The 24,800-nt window shown below is 39.6% G+C and carries 14 protein-coding genes; 8 read left to right on the top strand and 6 right to left on the bottom strand.

What is annotated here, in order from left to right; all coding sequences use genetic code 11:
- Window positions 1-2: 2 nt before the first annotated feature.
- From IM792_RS14745 to IM792_RS14730, 4 genes are read right to left on the bottom strand one after another with little or no spacing between them, the layout of a single operon-like run.
- On the bottom strand, window positions 3-3,737 hold the full coding sequence (locus IM792_RS14745) for an AAA family ATPase (RefSeq protein WP_194102650.1): 3,735 nt from the start codon (window positions 3,735-3,737) through the stop codon (window positions 3-5).
- Window positions 3,734-4,996 carry an exonuclease SbcCD subunit D C-terminal domain-containing protein gene (locus IM792_RS14740; RefSeq protein WP_228085130.1) on the bottom strand — a complete coding sequence of 421 codons (1,263 nt, stop codon included), beginning with the start codon at window positions 4,994-4,996 and terminating at the stop codon, window positions 3,734-3,736. The genes IM792_RS14745 and IM792_RS14740 overlap by 4 nt, the downstream gene beginning before the upstream one ends.
- Window positions 4,980-6,839 (bottom strand): ATP-dependent helicase, encoded by a 1,860-nt coding sequence (locus IM792_RS14735; RefSeq protein WP_194102649.1) that lies wholly within the window; start codon window positions 6,837-6,839, stop codon window positions 4,980-4,982. The genes IM792_RS14740 and IM792_RS14735 overlap by 17 nt, the downstream gene beginning before the upstream one ends.
- Window positions 6,840-6,841: 2 nt before the next feature.
- Window positions 6,842-8,842 (bottom strand): AAA family ATPase, encoded by a 2,001-nt coding sequence (locus tag IM792_RS14730; RefSeq protein ID WP_194102648.1) that lies wholly within the window; start codon window positions 8,840-8,842, stop codon window positions 6,842-6,844.
- Window positions 8,843-9,327: 485 nt separating this feature from the next.
- Here IM792_RS14730 and IM792_RS14725 point away from each other — a divergent pair, with 485 nt between their 5' ends.
- The 5 genes from IM792_RS14725 (at window position 9,328) to IM792_RS14705 (ending at window position 17,525) form a co-directional block, all read left to right on the top strand.
- Window positions 9,328-10,752 carry a hypothetical protein gene (locus IM792_RS14725; RefSeq protein ID WP_194102647.1) on the top strand — a complete coding sequence of 475 codons (1,425 nt, stop codon included), beginning with the start codon at window positions 9,328-9,330 and terminating at the stop codon, window positions 10,750-10,752.
- A 2-nt stretch (window positions 10,753-10,754) separates the two neighbouring features.
- Complete coding sequence (locus IM792_RS14720; protein ID WP_194102646.1) at window positions 10,755-12,038, top strand: hypothetical protein; 1,284 nt, start codon at window positions 10,755-10,757, stop codon at window positions 12,036-12,038.
- Window positions 12,038-12,985 carry a hypothetical protein gene (locus IM792_RS14715; RefSeq protein WP_194102645.1) on the top strand — a complete coding sequence of 316 codons (948 nt, stop codon included), beginning with the start codon at window positions 12,038-12,040 and terminating at the stop codon, window positions 12,983-12,985. The genes IM792_RS14720 and IM792_RS14715 overlap by 1 nt, the downstream gene beginning before the upstream one ends.
- A gap of 99 nt (window positions 12,986-13,084) precedes the next feature.
- Window positions 13,085-14,431, top strand: coding sequence for a putative sensor domain DACNV-containing protein (locus tag IM792_RS14710; RefSeq protein ID WP_194102644.1), 1,347 nt, complete (start codon window positions 13,085-13,087; stop codon window positions 14,429-14,431).
- Window positions 14,432-14,489: 58 nt separating this feature from the next.
- On the top strand, window positions 14,490-17,525 hold the full coding sequence (locus IM792_RS14705) for a P-loop NTPase fold protein (protein WP_194102643.1): 3,036 nt from the start codon (window positions 14,490-14,492) through the stop codon (window positions 17,523-17,525).
- Between the two features lie 358 nt (window positions 17,526-17,883).
- On the opposite strand, the gene IM792_RS14700 is transcribed toward IM792_RS14705, so the two are convergent.
- Window positions 17,884-18,927: a hypothetical protein gene (locus IM792_RS14700; protein ID WP_194102642.1), complete on the bottom strand. Its 1,044-nt coding sequence runs from the start codon at window positions 18,925-18,927 to the stop codon at window positions 17,884-17,886.
- Between the two features lie 112 nt (window positions 18,928-19,039).
- Here IM792_RS14700 and IM792_RS14695 point away from each other — a divergent pair, with 112 nt between their 5' ends.
- From IM792_RS14695 to IM792_RS21310, 3 genes are all read left to right on the top strand, one after another.
- Window positions 19,040-20,137, top strand: a complete 1,098-nt coding sequence (locus tag IM792_RS14695) for a Fic family protein (RefSeq protein ID WP_194102641.1) — start codon at window positions 19,040-19,042, stop codon at window positions 20,135-20,137.
- A gap of 27 nt (window positions 20,138-20,164) precedes the next feature.
- Window positions 20,165-21,985, top strand: a complete 1,821-nt coding sequence (locus tag IM792_RS21315) for a DEAD/DEAH box helicase (protein ID WP_228085129.1) — start codon at window positions 20,165-20,167, stop codon at window positions 21,983-21,985.
- A gap of 84 nt (window positions 21,986-22,069) precedes the next feature.
- On the top strand, window positions 22,070-23,143 hold the full coding sequence (locus IM792_RS21310) for a hypothetical protein (protein WP_228085126.1): 1,074 nt from the start codon (window positions 22,070-22,072) through the stop codon (window positions 23,141-23,143).
- Between the two features lie 150 nt (window positions 23,144-23,293).
- Here IM792_RS21310 and IM792_RS14685 read toward each other — a convergent pair whose 3' ends face one another.
- Window positions 23,294-24,616 carry a tyrosine-type recombinase/integrase gene (locus tag IM792_RS14685; RefSeq protein ID WP_194102640.1) on the bottom strand — a complete coding sequence of 441 codons (1,323 nt, stop codon included), beginning with the start codon at window positions 24,614-24,616 and terminating at the stop codon, window positions 23,294-23,296.
- Window positions 24,617-24,800: the final 184 nt, after the last annotated feature.

Below are 24,800 nucleotides of genomic sequence, written 5' to 3'. Positions count from 1 at the left end.
TTTTAAATCATGTCAATTGTTATTTCACTTTTCCCGCTTGCACACTTGGTCACTTTGATTTGTGCCGGTATTCTTTCTGTCATTTCCTGAACGTGGGAGATGACGCCTACTTTACGACCTTGATTATGTAGTCCCTCCAAAGCACCCATTGCAATCGTTAATGTCAAGGGGTCTAATGAGCCGAACCCTTCATCAATAAACAACGATTCGACATTCATTTTACTTGATGATAGTTCCGCCAAACCTAATGCCAGTGCCAGTGACACCAGGAAAGATTCGCCGCCGGATAATGAATAAATTGTCCTCACCTCATCCCCCATATCCTTGTCAACCACTTGTAGTCCTAATGTGTTGGTTATCCTCTGGATACTGTATCGTTTGCTGAGCATTTGCATGTGAATGTTTGCAAACCCCAGCAATACGTCAAGTGTAAATTCTTGTGCTATTTGACGGAATTTTTTTCCATCAGCAGATCCAATCATTTCATTCAATTTACTCCAGTTTTCTAAAATGATTTCCTTATCGTGAATTTTCTCTAGTAGGCTGGCCGACTTCTGTTTATTGGCTAGATCTTGCTGAAGCTTAAATGAATTTTGGCTTTTTTCCTGAACCGATTGGTCTAACTTCATTTTGTTCTCGGATAACAACAGTAAGACCTCTTCAACTGTGCGTGTTGAAAGCTGTTTTTTGCCGTGTTCTTCCAAAAGCCCCTTCCTTTCTGAATAAACTGAAGAAGCGATAGTGAGCGCATCGTCAATATGTTTCAACGCATCTCGTTCACCTTCAATCCACTCAGAGGTATATTCTAATAAATCGATGAGATCTTCTTCTTTCAACTCGATGCCGTGACGGGTGAAATAACCTCCAAGCCATTCATTTATTTTAGAAGAACTATCATCTATCTGTTTTCTTAATCGCTCTTCGTCCCTGATCAACTTAGCATTTAAAGTGGTCGCTTTTATAAGGAGCGCATCTTTTTCCTGCAACTCAGCTGCAATGATTTGTATTTTCTTTTCGGCACTTACTACGGCATCATTCAATCGTTGCTCTACGACGTTAACTTCTTCGCCACCAATCAGAAGTCCTCGTTTGTTTACAATAACGTCCAACTCGTTTGTCTGATTCTGAACGCTTTGTTTATGTTTCTCAATCGCCGACGATAGGTCATCAGTACGCTTAGCGAGACCTGCTAATTCTACACTTAATTTTTCGGCATTTTTGATATTGATGCTGAGGTCTTCTGTTTTTTTTGTCCATTGCTCAGCAAAATCTTTTAACAAAGTGACAAATTGTGCGGCATTAGTTTGCCAATGGGTAAACCATTCTTTGTTTTCAAAATATGGTGATAATTCGGTACGTAATATCAAAAGATCACTGTCACACTTCGCCGTTTGATCTAAATAGCCTTTTTCAGATTCAATCAGTAATTCCTTTTTATGGTTTTTGTCCTTTACCGCATCATTTAGATTTGATAAGTCAGATTTTGATTTTTCAATTTGAAGCTGCACTTGTTCAGTAAGGTTTTTCATACTGTTGTAACTCACGATACGCTCTGCTAAAGACGTTTGCCCTAATTTTGAATTAGCCGTTTCATCGCGTAACCAATCTTCCTTTTTTTCATCTGCTACCTGTTGGCACTGTTTAGATATTCTAAATGATTTCCATTTGCTTTCTAACTGTTCTTTGTTTGTATTTTTAACCTTTAATTGACTTTCCTCCAATTTGATCTGACGCTCAAAAGTTTCACAGGCTTGTATCAATTCAGTATATTGTTTAAGGCATTCTTCATGAATTTTCTCATTTTGTCGATGCGTTTCCTCTATACCTGAAATAACGCCATCCAAAACTGGTGAGTTTGCGCTATAAGGATGATCTAAACTACCGCAAACGGGACAAGGTTCTTCGGGAATAAGAACAGCTCGTAATTGCTCCACGCTCTCGGCTACCCTTAACCTGGCATCGCTAAGAATTTTCGCCGAGGTCTCTTTAGTAATTTTAGTTTCCGATAATTTATTTTGAGTTATCGCTAACAAATCACGTTTCTCGGCCAAAGACTTTTGATTTATCCCCAAGCTAGTCGAAATCGCATTCAGGTCGTTCAGACACTGGTAAAATAATTTCCATTGCGCTGCCCCAGAAATAATATCCTCAATTTCTATATCAACTTTTTGCTTGTCATGAATTAACTTATTTATATCTATCCCGGCAATTGTTTCCTGATCTTTTTTGATGGAGTCCACCTTAATCTTTAATGCTGCGTTTTGATCTGTAACCTCATTATCCAGTTTTTTTAACTCACCCGACAAAACGGACTGGAGCTGAATGTTCCGCTTCAAATCTTCAGTCATTTTCTGTTTCAAAGCAAGAATATTGGAGGCATCTGTCAATTTGGAGGAGATAAGAGCAATGTGATCAGCAATGGGCTGTCGATGAGCATTCTCAGATTTCCAGGTTTCAAGTTTTGCGGTTTGAGCATTTAATATTTCAATTTCATTTTGTTTATTTTTAACGTCTTCCCTGTGAATAGAAATTTCCTTGTTGGCATCGTCAAAAACCTTTTGCGAGGCCGTTAATTGATTCCTTTTTTCGTCAATAATCGTATCCAGCTTTTTGGCATTTTCGATTGATGGAATTAGATCCGACTTTGATTTTTTTGCGACATCAAATAAGGTCTCGGCATCCTGTAGATTTTTCTTGAATATCGTAGTAGAATCGCTTAAGCTTTCAACACTTTGGTTCACTTCTCTTAATTCGTCGGTAATTTCCTTATACAGCCCCGATGCCTGTATCCGGGCATGAACCAGTGTTCTAGTGGGTTGTATTTCTGTCACCTGCTTGAGCATATTTGCTCTTGCTTCCGATGTGGTTTTGGTATTTAATGCACTTTGATAACCAAGTTCCGCGCTCGTAACCGTCGCGGATAATTCCTCTGACCTGATTTGCCAATTTCTTTCAATATCAAGCTCCTTACCGGAGTTTTCCAAAAGCTTGATTAAAGCGGTAAGTTCTTGTTGCTGATTCTCGATTTCAAAAACCTCTTCATCGGTATATATGATGATGCCCTCTTTTTGGAGGGTTATTTCGCGCAGATCTTGTTCTGCTTTTTTACATTTCTCAAAAACCAATTTTGAGATTTCAGAATAAATAAAATTACCAGTAAGTTTTTCAAGTAAAGAAGCTTTCTCATCCTTATTAGCTTTCAAAAATGCAGTAAAATCGCCTTGTGCCAAAAGCACGGAACGGGTGAATTGTTCAAAATTCAACCCTACCAAACGTTCGATCTGTTGAAGCGTCTCCGTTTTCTTGCCCGATACAATAATATTTGTGGTTAAATTAAAAAGCGTGATAACTTCACTTTGTAAGGCTCCGTCGATCTTATTGTAAGCGCGTTTTACCTGCCAGCTGGCTTTATACTTATTCCCATCAATACCAACAAAGTCTACTTCGGCAAAACCATCACTGGTTCCATCCCTCAGAATTCCCTTCACATCGCCTTGAGATATTCGTGAACCAGGAGTATCCTGCACTTCAATTCCGACCTCTTTAGCCTGAATATAGCGAGGAGTCTTACCGTATAACGCGAGGCATATAGCATCTAAAATGGTAGATTTACCTGATCCTGTTGGCCCTGTAATAGCGAATATTCCGGCAGAACACAATGGATCTTTGGTGAAATCTATTTCGCTAACACCTTCTAAAGAAGCTAGGTTTTTTATTCTGATTGCTAAAATTTTCATTTATTTTCAATATGGGAAGCTTCCTGATAGACTTGATTAAAAAGGGTCGTCAGAACCTCCGGAACGGCGACATTGTATTTTGATTCATAGACCTTGTTAAAGATTTCAATAGGTTTGATCTCTTCCAGTTTTTTACTGGTAATCAGCGTAGTTTCACCAGCAACTGATAAGGCAGGATGCTTAACATCGATCTTTGCGAGCCTAGCACGCTTTCCTTTTAAGGCCATCTCAATTTTATGGCGTAAACCGGGTTCAGGGCCTTCAAGTAATATTTTAGCTTCTAAATATGGCGCAATGTTTATGTCCCCATCATTGTCAGGCAATTCACTTATCGCAAGAAGGACTTCATGCAATGGCTTGTGACGCTCAGGAACTCTCAAAAGTGGGATTGCAGCCGGGATTTCAACTGCTTCCAGATTTTGGATTATACCGCCTGTAAGATCAAATGAAAGAACCTGGTGTGTGTAATTTACTTCAGAGAAAGACATCGGAATAGGACTTCCGCAATATCGGATATGGTCAAGGCCGCCGATCTTCTGCGCCTTGTGTATATGTCCGAGCGCAACATATTTTAGTTCAACGGGAAATGCCGAAGCTGTTACACATTCAATATTTCCTAAAATCGGCCGCTCTTGTTCATCGTTGCCGGATCGCTCTGCCCCAGCGGCATATAAATGCCCCATTGCGATTAAAGATTGACCTTGCTCCAATTGTGATACTGCGTTACTAGTAACCTGGCGATATAATTCGGCTACACCTTCGGCATAAGGATCGCTGCATTCGGCTACAACAGGGTAATCACCCATTCTTAGGAACGGAATTGCCAAACATAGCGCCTCTGTTTCGCCTTCCTTGTTTTTTAAAGGGATGATAAGCTTTTCAAAGTTTATGCTTCCATCAGCCTTTTTTTCAACTGTTCCGACAATGTGAATATTTGATGATTCAAGTAAAGGCTGTGGCGACTCTAATCGAGATGGTGAATCGTGGTTACCAGCAGTAATAATGATTTGAAGATCTTTACTTACACGACTAGCCCTGTTTAGAAAAGTATAAAACATTCTAACTGTCAATGCTGACGGGTTCGATAAATCAAAGACATCCCCACTGATCAACAGAACATCAGTTTTTTGTTCTTTGATTACTTCGATAAGCCGATTTAAAAATTGCTGATGTTCGTAAGTCCTATCGTATTCGTGAAATAACTGGCCTAAATGCCAATCGGCCGTATGAATAAATTTCATCCTAATTTTTTTCTTCAATTGTTACTATTCCTGAGTTCTCCAGTTCGTCTAATATCACTTGGATATTATCAATTGATTGCACGAACATACGACCGTATTGGTTCGGCCGTTCTTTACTGAATGTAAAGATTACGCGCTCTTTCGCTCTTGAAAGCGCTACAAAAAAGGTACATTTATCCTCGTCAGGGTTTTCCTGAAATTTCCAAAATGCACCGTCTTCCAGACCAATAAAAATAACGGTGTGATATTCGAGGCCTTTGCTTTTGTGAACTGTCATTACCGGTATGGTATCATTTCCGATCAACTGATCTAAAGCGCTGAGGATATTCTTTGTTACCTCAAAACTTTCACCCAATTTTTCAACAAGTTCAGCGACGAGTCCTTTAAAATACTTTAAGTTTTTATAGGCGGGATAAAATGCTCGAATTCTATCATATCCGGCAAACTCCACAATAGATTCAACAAGAACTTTCAGCTGAGCTACATCCAGTTTTTCAGATTTATAATCTTTTTGGCAGTTTTTTATGAACCGATAAAAAATAGCCTCTAACCTCATCAATTGTTCGTCTTCAAACTCGGTAAAAACGTTGCTTAAAAAGCCAAATGCCAAGGACTTAGATTCGGAAGACTTTTTCTTATAAATCGTATAAAGTGTATGGATGATGTATATCGTAATGTCTTGAGTTAAAAGATCCTGGTATGCGTTTTCATCCCGCGCTTTTATACCATTCTCATTGAAAAACCTGATAAGCCCTCCAGCGTAGTTTTCCAATTTTTGTTTAACCAGAATGCATATATCTCTTGGCCGTAAACCATCTTCCTCAATCCATTTTTTTACTTCGGTAAATAATGCAGCTGTTTCGGCGGTAGGGTTATCGAAAATCCAAAAAAAACAATCGCCCTCACCACCCTTCCATTTAGGTGAGGGAATGGCAAAATCCGTTTTTCCTAAAAGGTGCTCTGTTAAATGGTTAAGTAAGCTAACTAGTCTTGGTGCACAGCGAAAATTCATCTGAAGCGGAACACGAGCTGCTTCGGTATCAGACATGAAATCATCAAAGACTGCATCTAACGCTCCGGCCCAAAGCATAATCCGTTGTTTATCATCACCAACAGCTGTATATTGACTATCGCTATCTAAAAAACAAGTTTTAAAAAAATCATACTGTAAACCCGTTGCATCTTGAAATTCATCTAAAAAAACATAGGGGTACGTTTCTTGTAGGTATGATTTGATCTTAGGATTTTTGGCGACGATTAATTCCGCAAGTCGCATGATCATTTTAAAATTCAGCTGAGAAGGAGTTGCATTTAGCATTTGTTGCCAGACTTCATGCCTGATTTTTTTTGAAGCTCCCCTTTTATCTAATGGCAGCTTATCACCGGTATGATTTTTCAAGGCCACAGGTGCTGCCGCTCCTCTGACTTCATAATTTGTATCCGGATCAATAGTCTGGTAATAATTAAGTGTTTCATTATCCTTCATCGCGATCTCGTAATCCCCGCTTATCGAATAATCATTAGGCAATGCCAATCTAAACCTATCCAAAATTTGTTTAGCAAAGGAATCGAACGTAATTGAATCAAACCGTTTTGATAACTCATCCCCACAACGCATTTTAACCCGTTCTTTTAGATTGAATGCTGCATCGCGTTTAAAACTGATCGCAAGAATTCTAGTAGGAAATTTACATTGATTAGTCTGTAATAAATAGCTTGCTTTTTGTGCAAGCAACTCGGTTTTTCCAGCACCAGGCCCGGCAAGGACAAGTGAATTTATCTCTGATTTAATTACCGCCAAAGCATTTGCTTCGAGTTCAAAACCGTCTGCCGGTATCCAAACATCTTTATTTACTGCCATAATCATTTAGCTGGGATCTCTAGTTGCTTGGTAATTTTTTTAAAAATCTGATTAAATACATCGGGAAGGTTATCCAGTAACTCCTTATCCGTCATTAGTGATAAGGCATGTATATGTGTTGACGGTTTACCGCGCCCCAAGAAATGATAATTATACCAAATCATCAATTCTTTTTGATCCTCATTATAGGTTATGGCGGTAGCTTTATCCGATTTCAGGGTTGCCTGTATTGCGGAATTCAATTTGATTTCGAAAGCATCGTAATCTTCCTCTGCATCAGGAATTTCAGGCCCGCCGCCTTTTGGTATCGCTGACTTGTAAAAATCAGGATAATGCTCAAGCATCAGAAAATCTAAATCTAATGGTGAGGAGTAATAGATATCATACTTTTTTAGCATGTTTACCCATCCCATTAAGGAGTCAACATCATCGTCTGTTTTTAACTCCCATTTATGCATTCCATCCAATCGTTCATCAGACAAAATCGAACCGCCTTTAAGTCCTAATATTTTTTTCTTTTCGACACCTATCTTCAGTAATTGCTGGAGTGCATATTTTACCCTTCCCCAACCACCACCTTCTCGCTCAATGTCAAGATCCAATAAGGTTATGTAAGGAATATGTAACGTTTCCAATAACCTCCAAATGTGATTTACAAAACGATGCCCCAGCGGAGCGAATGTTATTATATTATCGTCAAAATCAGTGTCCTTGACCTCCATTAAACGATTGAAAATAACATCCTCACTATCACCTTCCCCAATGACTACCAATTTTGAAAAATATATTTCAGGGTAATTGTATACGGCTTCCTTAATAAATTTATAAGCCTCAGTTGTTTTCTTAGGTAAAACAATCCCGTTTACCTGGGTTTGAAAAAGTTCCGTAATTCTAAAATGATGAATAGATTCCGGGTCGAGCCGCTTAACGATGGCGGAGGTATGAGAAGATAATAAGACCTGGCAATTCGCCTTTTTCGCGATTGTGTTCAAGATTTTTATAACCCTCCCCAATAGTTGCGGGGCAATATGATTCTCCGGCTCTTCAATAGCCAAGATAGTCATTAGTGGCCGATCAATGCCTATGGTTTCTTCTTCTTTATCGTCTTTTGCCAGCTTTTCTTCGATCTCTAAAAGTGCGCATACAAGCGTGAGATAGAACAATGAGCGATATCCTTCACCTAATTCATCCACATTGAATTTTCGATGGACAGGGGTTGGACTAAAGGAAATTTCAAGTTTTTTTAGTATTGAATCAAAGTCACTCCCGCCAAAGCCGAGTGAGGTTTCTTTATATCGTTCATCTTTGTGAAATTTGTCCCAATAGCCATTTATTGCTTTTTGCACGATCTCCAATTCCGGTAACCCCCTGAAATCGTCATTAATTTCAGCGATCTTTTCATCAAACTTTTCCTTGAATTCATCTTTGAAATTTATTTTCCGCAATACCCGGTATAGAATACTACCAGAAGCATACTTTAGCTGTTCGGCTGGCCGACGAATTGCTGGAACGTAAAGTATTTGAAATATTGATTTGAAATGCGATGGGATTGGCTGCTTAATTTCTTCACTTTCTTCTTCGTCGCCTACTTTAATAAAATACGTTTTAATATCAACGCTACCTTCCGGCTCGTAATCGATTTTCTTCCAGTTAGCTTCAAGCCTGATGCGAACATAGGGATCAGCACCTTCCTCATCGACAACCATGTAACTAAAGAAATGAGGGATATTTTCTTTTTCCGCCTCTGAGAAATCCAGTCGCACTTCTATAAATAACTCTCGGGAATCAAAGTCTTCAGGGCTTTCATCCTTACCGATATGAAAATCCTGAAAGCGTATATCGCGTTCGCTATGTAAGCCAAATAATTTCCTTAAAGCCTCCAATGCCGAAGTTTTACCTGAACTATTCAGCCCTATAAATGCGGCCAGATCTTTTTTGATTTCTATTGTGACCTTTTCTCCAAATGACCGGAATCCTTTGATTTTTAATTTACTTATTAACATAAAGTAGTTTATTTTTTAGCAAGCAACACGATAAAAAAAATGAAATATATGGTTAACAATATAAGACCTAATACTCAGGGAAAACTCACGAATTTCGTGCTGAGAAGATTTGAGAAGTATATTGATAAGATTTATGTAGTAAAGTTAATGATTATTATAATGAAATAATATGGTACAGATTTACTATTCAATACTTCAATCTTATCAATCAAAACGCCCCCTGTTTACACCGCTAATTGTCATCAGCAATGTAAAAAGGGGGCGTACCTGGGCCGGCATCGCCGGCCCGCCGGGCATTTTTAAAATCTTAATTCCGTTATCTAAACAGATAAAGGATAGAACGGTCAATGATGGAGAGCGTGGTAATGATATTTACGAAAGCCTGGCCGCAGGCAACAGCCTGTTAAGAAATAGGTTGATATCGCTCTGTTGCTTATGGATTATACAATCTTTACATTTATCACTACAGCAATATTTTTAAAGCAATGGAGATTATAACCGGATATTTCTGGGACCCAAGTCAACCGGATAGTCAGGTATTTGGTGAATTGACCATTAACGTATCAAAAGATCAGATCAAGCTGAAATTACATGGCATGATCGCCTGTTTAGAGCTGCCCATGTGGCAGATCAATTACCATCAGGCCATTGCCGTTATTCAGGGTTATACCACTTCCAGAGAATGCTTATCTTTATTCCAATTGCGGGTTGAACATTATGAAAATTTAAGTCATGACAGCGACCCGAAATCCTTGAACCGAAAAAGTACAACCATTAGGTTACACTGTGAGCGTTATATTATTTCAGCCAATCATTTCTTCTTGGGAAATGAACGTTTCCGATGCCATCAATTAAAATTCTTGCCACAATTTTCAGAAGAGTTGGATGAGGGAGACAATTTCACTTCTAATTTTCGGGAAGTGCATTTTACAGATGACGACTATTTAGAAAAAAAAGGAGATACTCTAACGTATACGCTTCAAGGTAAGCCCCCTCTAGATATTCCATTTTCGGGCGGTAAATTACAATACACCGGGTCTTTTGGAGATCTTCCGCTGATGCCCAGAAACTCGCTTCGTATTGAAAAGTCATATTGCTTTAAATTCATTTTTGATACGCCTTTGACATTTCCTGAGATGCACACTTTTTTAAAAAAGAGCCGCACTTTTTTCACGCTGATGACAGGGACCTATTTAGGGTTGGAAAATATCCGCATCAATGCGAGCCAGCAAAAATGGCATAGTTTCGATGTCGACTTTAACAAGCGAAACATTTATTATCCGGGCGGATTTCCACCCAAAAACCGTATGCTCTATCTTAACGACCTGGTACAGCATAATTATTTTAATATTTTCATGGCGCTTTACCCTGACATTGAATTGCCACTCAGACACTACCTTAATTTCATCGAAAACGATAAAGATGATCCAGAGCAAGACCTTTTATCATTGGTCGCTGCGATAGAGATCATGTTTAATAAAACCCATCAGGCAATTAACTCACAAATCGGGGAACTGTCCAAGGTCGCTAAAGAAGTGATCGCCTTGCCCGGTATTAAACAGCACCAAATCGATTTTTTATTAACCTTCAGGAAAGGAACCAAATTAAAGGCGTTCCGGATCAGGGACAAGTTGATCAAACTGATCGATGATAGTGAGATACTTACTAAGCTAACAAGAGACTCCGAGATCTTTACCGAACAAACGCTGAGCGCGAGGCATTATCTTGTACATGAGGCGGATATGGCGAGTAACGCACTTATCAACGATACCCTGCTATTAAGGCAAGCTAACATGAAACTCAAAATCATCTTAGAGTACTATTTACTGCTTTACTTGAAAGTGCCTAAAGCAACCATAGAGAAAAGGATCTATTTGATTTTGCCCAACCACGTTCAATTTTCCGATTAATAATGGACATCATCAAACTAACTTTTATATCGCTTCAAAAAAGTTCGCACATCGCATTTCCAAATGAAGAAATACCCTATCATGTTTTTCTATCCTTATTTGAGAAACGCTATCATGAAAAAGAGGAGATGTGGGTATTGGAAGCAGTGCAACAAAATACTCCTTATTTCCTGCAAAGTTTAAAGGATTTCGTTCAGGAACACCAGAATGAGCATCCGCAGTTTCATGAAGTATTACGGTTCTTCGCCAGACTAACCACCAATCACTATTTTCTGATCCATAAAGGAATATTAACCGATACCGCCATCATACATCAATACTGGGATTTTTTGGCTAAAAAGCATCAGTCAGCAGGTATCGCTTATGAAAACTACCAGGATGGCTTATTGCCCCCGGCGGTCTTTTCCAGTTATAATCTTAACGTTTACGGACAGCATTATTTAAAGATCGGGCAGCCGGTAAGGTCGTTAAGAATATGCCGGTTTTGTCAGTCCAAGCAGGGCGAACGCAATAAATTCGGCCACGAAGTTTCATTTAAGAATAAGGCGCATGCGATATCTGAAGCATTAGGGAATAAAACGACGGTGCTGCTGGAAGAATGCGATGCTTGCAACGAACGTTTCAGTACAGGTATAGAGCCATCCCTCATTCAATATCTGAGCCCTTACCGATCACTTTTTGGTCTTGACGGCAAGGGAGGAAAAAAGAAGTTAAAAGGCCTGGACTTCAGCATGCGCTCAGATACAAAAACAGTAAGTATCAAGTTGGAAAAAGATGTTCCCGCGCTTACAGATGCCGTTGAACCGAAAAGTTTTAAAGTCGATCTGAATTTAAGGGAAGGCTTCATACCGCAGGATGTTTATAAATCGCTTTGCAAATTCGTGATAAGTGTCATACCCAGCAGCGCTTGTGTTGATTTTGAAGAAACGGTCAATTGGATCAATGGGGACTGGAACGAGAAAAAGTTACCAAAGATCGCGTTATTGCAGGATAACCAGTTTTTCACCGATACATCATTGTTATTAACCTATACCCGTAAAGATGAAAATCTTTCGTTACCATACATGATCGGCGAATTCCATTATGCGCACAACGTATTTGTATTTATCGTGCCCTTTAGTGCAAAAGATAACCAAAAATTCGTGAAAGCAAATGCGTATCAACATTACTGGTCATCATTTAACACGATGCGAAAAGGAAGGAAATGGAAATTCATCGACTTCAGTGTAACAACACAAATTAAATTACAAATCAATTTCGAAATCAAAATTCCTAAAGAAAAGTAATGTACAGGCTACTGAAGAAAGATATCGAGCATTTTTATAGAAATTATAAGTTGATCGGAAAAGCAAAAAAGCGTTCCGAAACTAATTCGGAAGTAGTATCATGCCGGTTTTGCGGAAAATCGTCCCCCGAGGTTACTTTTGGTAACGATGCACATTTAGTACCGGAATTGATGGGCCGGAATGATTTTGTGTATTCGGAAGAGTGTGATAGCTGTAACAACCTATTCAGTAAGTATGAATCCCATCTGGCCATATACCTTCGTCCCTACTTAACAATGCTCGGCGTAAAGGGAAAGAGAAAAGTCCCGGTATTTCAATCCAGGTCGCAAACCGATAGTGTAGATAAGCGAACGACCATTAGAACAGAAGTTAACAATCAAAAAGAAATTGTTTTAGGTTCGTTGGATGATTATCAGATCGACCATGAAAAAAAAGTTATGACCCTTACCTTCAGAAATCCGCCTTATATACCTTTAAATGTTTACAAGGCATTCGTGAAGATAGGCTTATCGCTGCTTCCCAATGAAAAGATAGAAAAATATAAGAACTTGTTCCATTGGATCAGCGACCGGCCTTATGGAAGGCTTGACTACTTTCCCGTCATCGTGAAAACCATGATGACGGAAAGCCAATTCGCGGAACCACGGGCAGAACTTTCTGAAACCAGAAGAACGATTAAAAAGGACGGATTTATCCCAAACCTTACCCTGCATCTTTGCTTTGGTAACCTGATCTTTCAAATCTACCTGCCATTAGCCAAACGTTTCGATCACAGCAGAATGAAGGTTAAAAAACCTATTTATATTCTCAGTCATCATATTTTCCAGGGCCTTGGTGAGAAGGAAGCCTCACGGACAGTCAAAACAGAAGAGCTCGGTGAAAAACAGCCCGTACAACTCGACGAGAAAATCAGCTTTACATTTACAAGCGGAGAGTTTAATATTTAAGTTGTTTAAATCCCGTATAAAATGCAAAGCAATAACCTTATGAATTGTGGCTTTATAAATATTATCTTAGAAGGATGAACCTACCTCATCTTCATCGTTATGAAAATCGCTACACCTGCGCATCTTGCCCGCTACACTTATAATACAGTCAGATTAGCCAAAACATTTGAACAAACTCCGCCCGAGTTGATCATCCGGGACTTGATGGAGGGTCTATATTTTGCGAGTATGAAAACTGAGGAAGGCCGGCCTGTTAAAGTGAACGTTACCTTTATTGACCATTTGCGGCCTGAAGAAAAACCAGTTGCGACAGCAGATGTCTGGCGAGTGACGAACTTTCAAACGCCTTTACCTTTCGATATCAAAACTATCGTAAAATTATCCCAGGCAGCCGATCCCTGGAGTAGTTCACTTGCGGTCTATTATGATGAGAATGACAAGCTGTGGATCAACGGTCTTATCGACCAAACTATCCACGCGCAGCGTTTTATCCATCATGAAGGTAACAACAAACCACAGCTGCCCGGTATGTTTCAGACCAGTATTATTGGCATAGGTTGTTTGTCCGTCATCTATGATTATGAACTAATCGCCGTCTTACGTCAAAACGTACTGGTCAACAAATTTTTGGATGTCCTCCATTATGGACCAATCTCCGAAATGCTAAAGACAGACAGTAAATCGGCCGCCCAAAAGCTTGAAACCTTTATCAAGCAACATCATCGTCGAAGCTTTCAGGGTGACTCATCCCTCTTCGCATTGCGTATTTGGCAAAGCACGCTTTCGCGTTTGTTACTTCAGGTGCAACTTTATCATCATGGCGGTGCAATCCTGATCACCAATCAAACAGAAGGGTTAACCGTCAAATATCAAATGGATTATCCGCGTTTACATCAGGCCATGGTAGCCATGCTGCAAACGGGTGCAGCAGCGAGTGCTAGCGAACAAGCCATTATTACCAGCCGCAAATTACATTTTCCAATCGATGATTACATTTTGCTTGAAAAGGCTCGTATGGAACATCAGGAAGCAGAGAATCAATTAAAGGGCGCCATACGTTTTGTCGCAGCGCAAAGTTGTGTAGATGGGCTTATCGTATTGAATCATCAGTTAGAAGTTTGCGGTTTTGGAGCGGTGATCGATGAGATAGATCCGCCCAAAGAAATCTATTTCTCGGATACCAATAAAGTCACTGTATCGAAACTCACATCCCGTAATCCGGATAATTTTGGTACCCGGCACAGGTCTATGATGTCCTATTGCTGGCATCATGACGACGCACTCGGGTTAGTCATTTCGCAGGATGGTGATCTTCGGGCTGTGAAGAGATTAGGAGATCAATTGGTTATTTGGGAAAATATTAAGATTCAAAACTATGTAAAGAGCAAAAAGATCCGGCATCTTGGTGTATTTGAAAAATCCGTTGGCATGGATGAGTTGGATTAATTCTATTTTATAAGTTTACAAGTATTAAGAGTTTTTAGCGATAAATCACAGACCTTACATGGATTACGAATATGTTTACTACGGAAACGGTTTTAGTTTTTATGATAACTTTATCAAGGGAATCGGAGACCTTATCGTAGTCCCACACAATACAGAAGGTAAGCTCGCTTCCAGTTATGTAGATTTTGTCGATGAGTTTAACCTATTCGACTATATACCCGGTAAATCCCAAATCGGTGATTTAAAATTGATCAATTTACAGGAGGACAGGAAATATGTACTATTCGCTTGCGTAGAAGCCACCAAAGGCACGACCTATGGCGCGATAAGGCTGGTCGCATTGAAAATAGCTGAACTGATGGTTACCGATAAACCGTTATCAGCTGTTATCCCCAATTTTGGTGGAAAAGATCAGTATGAGAGCGCGGTTTATACCCGTATCATTTTAAAAGCGTTTGGCGAGGGCAATTTGAGAAATATCCGTACGAACTTTATATCTAAATATCATCAGGTATATTCTGAACTAGAACCTGATTTCGAAAACGCTGAATCCAGTGCCCGTATCGCGCTTCGTTTCAGCCTCCCTAAAATCGTCAATTATGAATGGGTCAAAGATTTGATAGACTCTAATACCTTTTATCATCAATTGGCTGTAGAAAAATTTAAAGAGTTTAAATCTGCCACCGACAATGGCAATGGTTTTTATCACTCACTAGAACAGGAATTCCATCATTCCGGCCTGGTATTTCAAGAATTCATCCGGAAATTTGATGAAAAAACGGAACAATATAAGGTGCTGAGGCTTTGCGGCGAACTGATCGCTTATTGTGATCGTAACGCTTATAAAAAAAAGGAATGGAACCTAAATAAAGATTTCCGCACACTGGCACAATCAGGCGTCAAGCAGACACAATGGGTATCTAATTTGCTCCGGTACAAGGCTACCAAAAATTCCCTGGATGTCCTGTCTCCGAGTATACGAAATGCTATTTTGTTCTTGGAAGAACCGAGGAAACATTTAACGATGTTGTCCGAAAACCACCGGCAATTTACCTCAAAAGCATTGTGGGATATCCGATATGACCGAGACCAGTTTGAAGCAGACTGTTTTGATATCTTTCAAAACTTTGGTATAAACGCTTCTTTACCGATCAACAATGGCACGCTCTATTCGAGAATACTTTATGCACCGGAAATAAAGATATTGTGGTATCCGGCTGAAAAAGAATTTTCGGAACAATTGGTGGAGCATCAAAGTTCAAAACCGAAACCGGAGACGGGCTTGACAAATGAGCCGCCAGCGGTTGAAGAAGAGTTGCTGAAAACCAAAAACTGGAGGGGCCTGATCCATGCTGATAGTTATTCTGTAACAGATCAATTGGGTTACCGGGCATATGCGGAGGTGATGGCGGCATTTCTTACTTCACCATTGACCAAACCGCCATTGACCATCGGTATCATGGCCCCCTGGGGTAAAGGCAAAACAAATATCATGAAGTTTATCGAAGGCAGGCTTAAGCAGTATCGTCCGAAAATTCAAAAAGATACCGAGGCTGAAAAACCGGAAAAAACCACTTATCGTAAACTTATAGACTGGTTAAAAAAAGATACAGAAAAGATCTTTGGTATCAATGTCAAGGATTACCCAGTTGTATGGTTCAACGCCTGGAAATTTCAAAAAAATGAACAGATCTGGGCTGGACTTGCCCATGAGATCATCACCCAACTGGCTGAGCAATTAGAACCCGTTGAACGCGAAAAGTTTTGGCTGAGGCTTAACTTAAAGCGGGTTGATAAGGATAAAATAAAAAAGGACATCGTTCTGAAATTCCTGCAAAAATTATTTTTCCCGGCAGTGTTGGCCGTTGCCGGTATTATCCTGGGTCTTTTGCTTAAACTTTTTCAATACCCTGTTTTTCAAATAATTTCGCCAACGGTTTCCTTTGGTGGAATCGCAATTGCTATAGGTTGGGGATTAAACGTTGTCGATAAATTAAAAGGCAAACCACTGGAAGCTGATATCAGCAAATATTTATACCAGCCCGCATATAAAGATAAATTAGGCTACTACACGGCGATGGAAGAAGACCTAAAAGAAGCATTAAAGCTTCTTTCGAACGAAACCAAGCCCCCTGTTATTTTTATTGATGACCTTGACCGTTGCTCACCGGCAGCTATCACTGAATTAATAGAGGCGATCAACTTGTTTATCAGCGGTGATATTTCCAGCTGTTATTTCGTTATAGGTCTTGATGCCCAAGTTGTTGCTGCTTCACTCGACGTAACTTACGATAAATTGGGATTAAAAACCGCGAATATGGGTAAGCAGCATGGATCGATTGGCTGGTATTTCTTAGAAAAGTTCATCCAGTTACAGTTTAACCTTCCTGTGATGCAACAACGACAAACTACGCGTTTATTAAATCATCTGTTTGACGTGCAGGAAGAACTTTCAATAGAAGAAGCCACCGTGCGTAACGAAATCATTGCCATCTATGAGACAATCGAGGGAGAAATAGACACAATTGATGATCTTGATCAGATTTTTACCGAAGAGAAAAGAGAGATTGAGGCTAAAATCATTCAGTTCGATATTGCCTTAGTTGAGCGCTTCCAGTTAAAGGTCATTAGCAGAGCAATCAGTAGTTATGAAATCGTAGAAGATGAGCTGCAGGCCGTAGTTGAAAATGTATCTGCTTATTTAAGCACTTCACCAAGGATGATCAAGCGCTTTGTGAATTTGTTTATGTTCTATCGTTTTCTTCAATATACGGAGACTTGCAAAGGGGTTAGTAAGGCTGACCTCAACGTTCTCGGTGATTGGATATTAATCATGATCCGTTGGCCGCAATTGGTAAGGGCTATTCAATGGGATAATGAAAAAGATTTCCTACACGGCGAAGATGCTTTAGCGCGCGCTGAAGACTTGGAGCGATTGATCTCCGAGGGAGCAGACTATGAGGGCTGGTTGAAAAAATGTTCCGAGCGCACGCAGGAACTAACCTGGCAGTCAGACCGCCAATTGTTTCAATTCATTTCTGACCGGGAAGATGAAGAACTCCTGGTCACCGCCGTTGAGAGTGGACTATGGTAATTTACTGGTTTTAATCGCCTCACAAATAGTTTAATTAGGCGATGTCAGTTAATTAAAGCAAAATAGTAATACTTGAGTAACAAAATAACACAATCCGAAAACTCCGATGAGCTTTTCCTTAGCAAATTTTGGCGTTAGTAAACGAATTTATTAGAATATGTCACAAGTAATTATTAATAAAACCTTGGTCAGGCTCGAACCAGTGTTCCTCTACATCTTTCTTGGAAATCCGGCGTTTTAGGGCCGCTTTGGTTGTCTGGAAGGTGTTCCCAAGCGGCCCTCAAGACTATAGCTTTCAACTTAATGTATTGAAATCAACTAAAAGCATAGATGGATATATAGCCCAGGTGGGATTATTTTAAACTTCCTCATCATTGTTAAAGTCTGAAAATTTAACAAAAGGATCTTCTGCTATACGTTTTTGCTTTGCCCAAGCTAGCCACTCTAAAAACGCAGAGCTATGCTCTTGTTTAAGAGTTAATTCAGCCAGATATTCATCCAAAACCTTAAGCTCTTTCCAACGCAAAGCATCAGCTATTAAAGTTTTAAAAGCAGCCTCCTTAGCCTGTTGCTTTTTGATTACTAATTTTCGTTGATTTTCTAATCCTTCCTCTATTTTCTGTCTTTCAGCCCTCTCTGCCCATCCTCTTTCCAGTTCGCGAGCTGATAATTCCATGTGGTTTAGAATAACCAAAATCTGATCTTCTAAAAGTAATCGGCCATCCTTCCATTCTCTTCCTCCAGACCAATCCATTCGAAATGCGAGTTGCCCCGTTGGTTCAAATTCCTGAAAATCATATACACCTTTTTTAGGAAGCTTTTTGTTGATTTCTCTTAAACTGATGCGCTGTCGTACTTTTCTTAAGTGTACAAAAGCTTCACCTTCGTGAATTGTAATTTCGTAGCCGCGTCTTTTCCAGCATTTAACTAATGTGTCCATTATTCTTAGTGCCCGGCCGATATTTGATTTAGAAACCCGGATAGGCAGCTGATCTCTTTCGGTTCTATACATGTCTCTTGATACCCGGGGCGTTCTTTTTAAACCGTTTTCTGCTGCGATTATTAAGGGGTCTGGATTAATCAAACGGTAAGGAACTTTAAATGACAATTCATTCTCACCGGGAAACATAATCGGCGGTTCAACTTCTGAAATATCTTTCTTCTCTATAACCACTTCTTCCGTAGGTTCACTAGCAGATACTGGTGGTAAAGACGTTTTTGTAACTTCTTTACCAAATTGTATTTTCGACCACTGGCCTTGCTCCGGCAATGGAATCTCCGATCTCAAGCAGTATTTACGTAGCTCAGTTGATTTAATTCCCAGTTCCTCAGCTAAACGTGATATGGGTTTTTCCCAAACTAGATGGTAAAGTTCCTCCCGGCTAAGCTTATGTTTTTCCATGACAAGTTTTATTAGGATAAGACGTTTTATTTTGGATGTATGCGGAGAATAAACACAATATAATCCGCAAAATTGCGGATAAAATTAATATATTTACCGCATAACCAAAGATATGTATATACATCAATTAAAGGATTGGCCATCTTTTACGTGGGACACTGAAGCTATACTTATCCGTTTAGGCGAAGTAAGGTATCGGCAAGGGCATATTTGGGGTTTGATGAGTTCGGCGGGCTTTAAATTGAAGGAAAACGCATTATTAGACACGCTGACATTAGATGTTACCAAATCCAGTGAGATAGAAGGTGAAAAATTGAATACGGACCAGGTAAGATCTTCTATAGCCCGAAGGTTAGGTATCGAAATAGCAGGCGCTGTATCCGCTGACCGAAATGTAGACGGAGTAGTAGAGATGATGTTGGATGCAACTCAGAAATATACCGATGTCCTGACAGCAGATCGCTTGTTTGATTGGCATGCCGCGCTATTCCCAACCGGAAGAAGTGGTATGCATAAAATTACAGTTGCGGCCTGGCGCACTCCGGAAGCTGGCCCTATGCAGGTTGTTTCCGGGGCCATGGGCAAGGAAAAAGTACATTTCGAAGCTCCGGAAGCAGAACGGCTACCTGCAGAAATGGAGGCCTTTTTAAATTGGCTCAATGCAGAATCTAATACTGATGCAGTGTTGAAAGCTGCCATAGCACATTTATGGTTTGTGACCATACATCCATTTGATGATGGCAATGGTCGTATAACCAGGGCCATTACCGATATGCTGCTCGCACGGGCAGATGGGACATCGCAACGGTTCTACAGCATGTCGGCTCAGATCATGCGGGAAAAAGCGGATTACTACCACATACTTGAAGCAACACAAAAGGGTAGCCTGGATATTACCCCGTGGTTGAAATGGTTTTTAGATTGTCTATATTTCGCGATGGATCACACGGAAGAAACATTATCTGCCGTAGCGAAAAGAACCCAGTTTTGGGATAAGCATAGAGAAACTGTATTAAATAGCCGCCAGCAGCAGATGGTCACCGCCTTGTTGGATGAGTTTTATGGCAAGCTAACCAGTACTAAATGGGCTAAGATGACAAAGAGTTCTCCTGACACCGCATTAAGGGACATCCAGGATCTGATAGAGAAAGGTATATTAGAGAAAGAAGCAGGTGGCGGTCGAAATACAGCTTATAGTATAGTTGCCTGATACTACTTGTCGCAATACCGATAAATTATGATCGATACCCAACTGAATTTATATAGATCTATATTTAAAGGTAGAGCAGATGTGTTTGCACTACGGTGGGAAAAGAATGGGAAAGGTAGTTATATGCCAGCGTACAATTTTGACCCGCATCGGTATAGGCTTCATAAGATCAAAGGCGGAACCTTTCAAAATTTTAATGAGAAATCCTTTCAGCCATTAACCGACGATCAACTTGTTAAACATCTTAAAGGTCAACAAATAGTAGGTATCTATCCTATGTTGCCAGATAACACTTCATGGTTTATTGCCGCTGACTTTGATGAAGCTAATTGGGTAGATGAATGCAGGATATTTATTAAAACCTGCGAAGAGTACGATATACCGGCTTATTTAGAGCGTTCCCGTTCGGGACAGGGCGGACATGTGTGGATCTTCTTTGAACAACCATACGAAGCATTCAGGAGCAGAAAGATAGTGATGTCTCTATTACAAATAGCGGGCATAGTTTCAGTATTTGATAAAAACTCAAGCTTTGACCGGCTATTTCCTAATCAGGATTATCTTTCAAAGAAGGGCTTAGGTAATTTGATCGCGTTGCCATTAAACGATACGAGTTTAAAACAGGGTAACAGTTGTTTTATTGATCCTGCTTCTTTATTACCGTTTACCGATCAGTGGATATTCCTGAAAACAATAAACAAGGTATCAGTAGATCACCTTAATAACGTCTATAAGGAACAAACCGAACCCGATATACCAACAGTAGGTTTATTTCAGAAAGAGCCGGTACCAGGCAAATTAAATATTGTATTACGCAACGATATCTCTATTGGGCGAATAGCTCTACCTGCTTCGCTTATCGCTTTTCTAAAAGATGAACTCAACTTTGCCAACAACGAATATCAAATAAAAAGAAATATCAATAAAAGCACATTTGGTATAAAGCGCTATTTTAAATTGCTAAACGAAACTTCAGAACAGATCTCGATTCCCCGCGGATTTATTGGCAGGTTATTACGTTTCTGTAAAGAACAACAGATCGATTATATCCTTGAAGATGACAGGCAAAAAGTTGAGCCGATTTCATTTAAAGGTTCAATAAAACTAAGAGACCATCAGATAGGCGCTCAGACCGCCGCGGAGAAAAAGAACTTTGGTGTGATCGTAGCGCCACCTGGTTCCGGGAAAACGGTGCTAAGCCTGGCAATTATAAAAGACAAGCAACAGCCTGCTCTTATTTTGGTTCACCGCAAGCAATTGGCGGATCAATGGATAGAGCGGATCGAATCATTTTTAGGAATTCCCCAAAAAGAGATCGGACGCATTGGTTCGGGTAAAAATAAACCCGGCAAACAAATAACTGTGGCCATGATGCAAAGCATGGAAAAAGCATTGGGGTCAGCAGATGCTTTAGGCCTGATCAATTCTTTTGGAACCGTTATTATTGATGAATGCCACCATGTACCTGCAGAAAGCTTTCAACGTGTGATCTCCAGGTTGAATAGTTATTATATGTACGGTTTAACCGCTACGCCATTCAGAAAATATAGTGATGGTAAATTAATCTTTATTCATCTTGGCGAGGTTATACATGAAGTTAAAGCTCCCGAGATCAAACACCAGACAGAAGCACAGATCATCATCCGGGATACTCAGCTGTTTGTGCCGTTCAATATCAAAACCGACCAGTTTGAAACATTGTTTAAGATATTAATACATGATTCTACCCGAAATCAACTCATTTTAAACGATGTTGTCTCGCAATTAGATCTCGGCAAGAAAGCAGTTATCATTACAGAACGGAAAGAACATATTGCCTCTCTGCAGCAATATTTAAAACAACAGTAGGATACAATATCGTTAAGCGGTGAGGATTCTGATTTAAGTAAGAAAGCCAAATGGACAGCTATCAAAAAGGGGGATTTTCAGGTATTGATCACAACAGGCCAATATTTTGGAGAGGGAACAGATATACAAAATATTGAATGCTTGTTTTTGGTTTATCCCTTTGCCTTTGAGGGAAAGCTGATCCAATACATCGGCAGGGTCCAACGCTCAGAAATAGCCCCGATCATTTATGATTACCGTGACCACAGGATAGCCTACCTTGAGCGGCTATTTAAGAAGCGGGATACACATTATAAAAAGTTCGACAAAGATGGCTTGATAACCCCGGCGGATAAAAGCGAAACAGCAGATCTTCAAATTAATGAACAAATAGAAGTCGCCATTGAAAATCTGGAGTTCAGGTTTGGCTTGATAGCTTTCAAATGGCATATTGCAAACTTCAACAATAAAGCGATCGAATTCGAGATTGAGAATATAAATATCAGACCGGAATTCACTGTACTTAAGCTTTATTTTAAGCGATTGCTCAAAAGGGATAGTGTCAAAATTAATATCCGGGCTACATTTCAAAATAACAGGCTGATATTTAAATCCGCGATGTCTAGTGATATTGATAAGATAAACAAAGAGGTCATTGAGAGCGTAAAATTCAGGTTTTTAAGTAAAGATATCATTAAGGGTGTTTCTTCGTCCGAAGAAAATTTGTTAGACGTACAACAATTACAAAAAGGACAAGAACAACTTTTTTACCCTTCTGAGGAAGACCTGCTTGAAAATATATTGGAGCTCAAAAAATATAAGCATCATCGTCAACTCCGCTACCTTTCCACAATACATGAGCGTCATATCCTCAAACTGAGATTTGTATTAGAGCCCTTTTCGTTTGTATTCCTGCTTTCAGGAGAACAACAATATCACGTAATATGGGAAACACTGGATACCGAAGAAGCAACCTACATATGGCATATTGAAAGATCTGCTAATGAATTGGAAAAGGAACTAAAGAAAATAGATAGACTACTGGGAGTTATCAGAAGTAAAGGCCGCCAAGACTATTTAGAATCCAACCCGGAAAACTTTAGCCGTATAGTCCATGATTATTCAGACGAAAAAGGTTTAGTCATTTGGAAAGACCAATTAGAAGAAAAACTTTATTAAGTTCAAAGGCGCGGTTTATATGTTCAACAAGAGGCTATCACTTAAATCACTATAATCTATTCTTGCCCATAAATAGACTTACAAGCAAGAATAGATCATTTAGCTCAATATTAATTCCTATCCAGTCAACACCTCTATCAGGTGTTTTAATCATTTTAATGCTTCTCTTATCGCCTTAGCAATAACGCTGTCATCAATATCGTCCAGATAAACCCGGGTTTGAATTTGCGTTTCATGACCCAATGCGTCCTGGATTATTTTGATATCAACATTTTTCTCGTTTAAGTGACTGGCGAAACCGTGCCTCAAAGCGTTTGATGTAAATCGCTTTTTCCAGCCCACAGCTTCTGCCATCGCTTGCGAGTCTTCATTAAAATCTTTCAAAGCCGAATCAATTCTGGTATCGATCTTTCTCGCCGTATTATGCTCTGTCATAATAAAAGGGAAGATATACCCGGCATCCGATTGTTCAAAATAGATTTCGAAGGTATTGATGACATCAACAGCTTTCGGATGTAATTCAAAATCATATTGCCGCTTGTTTTTCGAACGTCTGTATTGAATTCCATCATTAACAAACTGCTCTTTCTTTAGCTTAAGCATGTCATTAAAATTCATGCCTCTTGAGTAATACATGAATTGCATAAGCAAATGAGAACGGTACATCCTGGTGTCTTTTGCAAGCTTTAGTTTCATGATCCGTTCCCAATAGTCCGATTTGATCGAGCGTTTCTTTGTCCGGATACGTTTATAAGCTTTAAAATTAATGAAGCTTTTGGGGTGGTGATTGACCGTCACCAACCCGTCCTTTATAGCAAGGTTCCATATCCGGTAATAAGTCCGCAGGTAATGACTTTGTGTTGATTCTGAAGTACCTGATATCTGCTTTTCATACGCTTCATGATCCGCTTTCGTAAAGGCAACAAACATTTTATCCTTGCCTTTCAAGAGTTTCTTAATAGTAAGTCTGCCGTTATAGAATACATTAGCATAACCGGGATTATCAACAGAATCATAATAGTCGACAAGATGTTTAATATAAGCCAAAATTTTATTGGGCTTACCAATGGCTGCTGCTGGCTGCGTTGATTGGCTCGTTAAGCGTGCCTTGATTTCTACATGCGTAATCGGCCGCCCCATCTTCTCTGCTGATTTAATTTCAAAATCAATGTCATCGAGGATTTTCTTTATCCTGGATATTAATTCGATATGATGAGGGTGACTTGATTTGGGGTAACCGGTCTTGGCATCCCAATTTTTAACTGAACTACTATAGCCTGTTGTGATGTACTTAGATATTCGGTTTTGAGTTAACCGTATCCTTACCTCATGTTCGCCAATAATGTAATTTTTTTCAGTTTCTAATATTTCTCTGTACGTCCAAAGAATGGGTTTAATTGCTATTTCCATAGCGATTAGAAAATTATAAATAAGCTGGCAAGCAAACCGCATTGCAAGAGGTTTATCATTCACTGTTTGAGATAAACGCCTGAGAAAACAAAGATAGTTAAAGTTGATTTAAAGAAGCGAATTTTCAACACTAAAAAACCTCTTAAATATCTGATATTGTGCTTTTTGAATACTATTTAAAACCATCTTAAATTGATCAATTAGCCCATGGCATGCAAGAGGTCATCGGTTCGACTCCGATATTCTC

This window comes from Mucilaginibacter sp. JRF (genome assembly GCF_015223065.1).
Lineage (GTDB): Bacteria > Bacteroidota > Bacteroidia > Sphingobacteriales > Sphingobacteriaceae > Mucilaginibacter.
The sequence above is the reverse complement of the archived record's forward strand: the minus strand, read 5'-3'. Positions and strand labels throughout refer to the sequence as shown.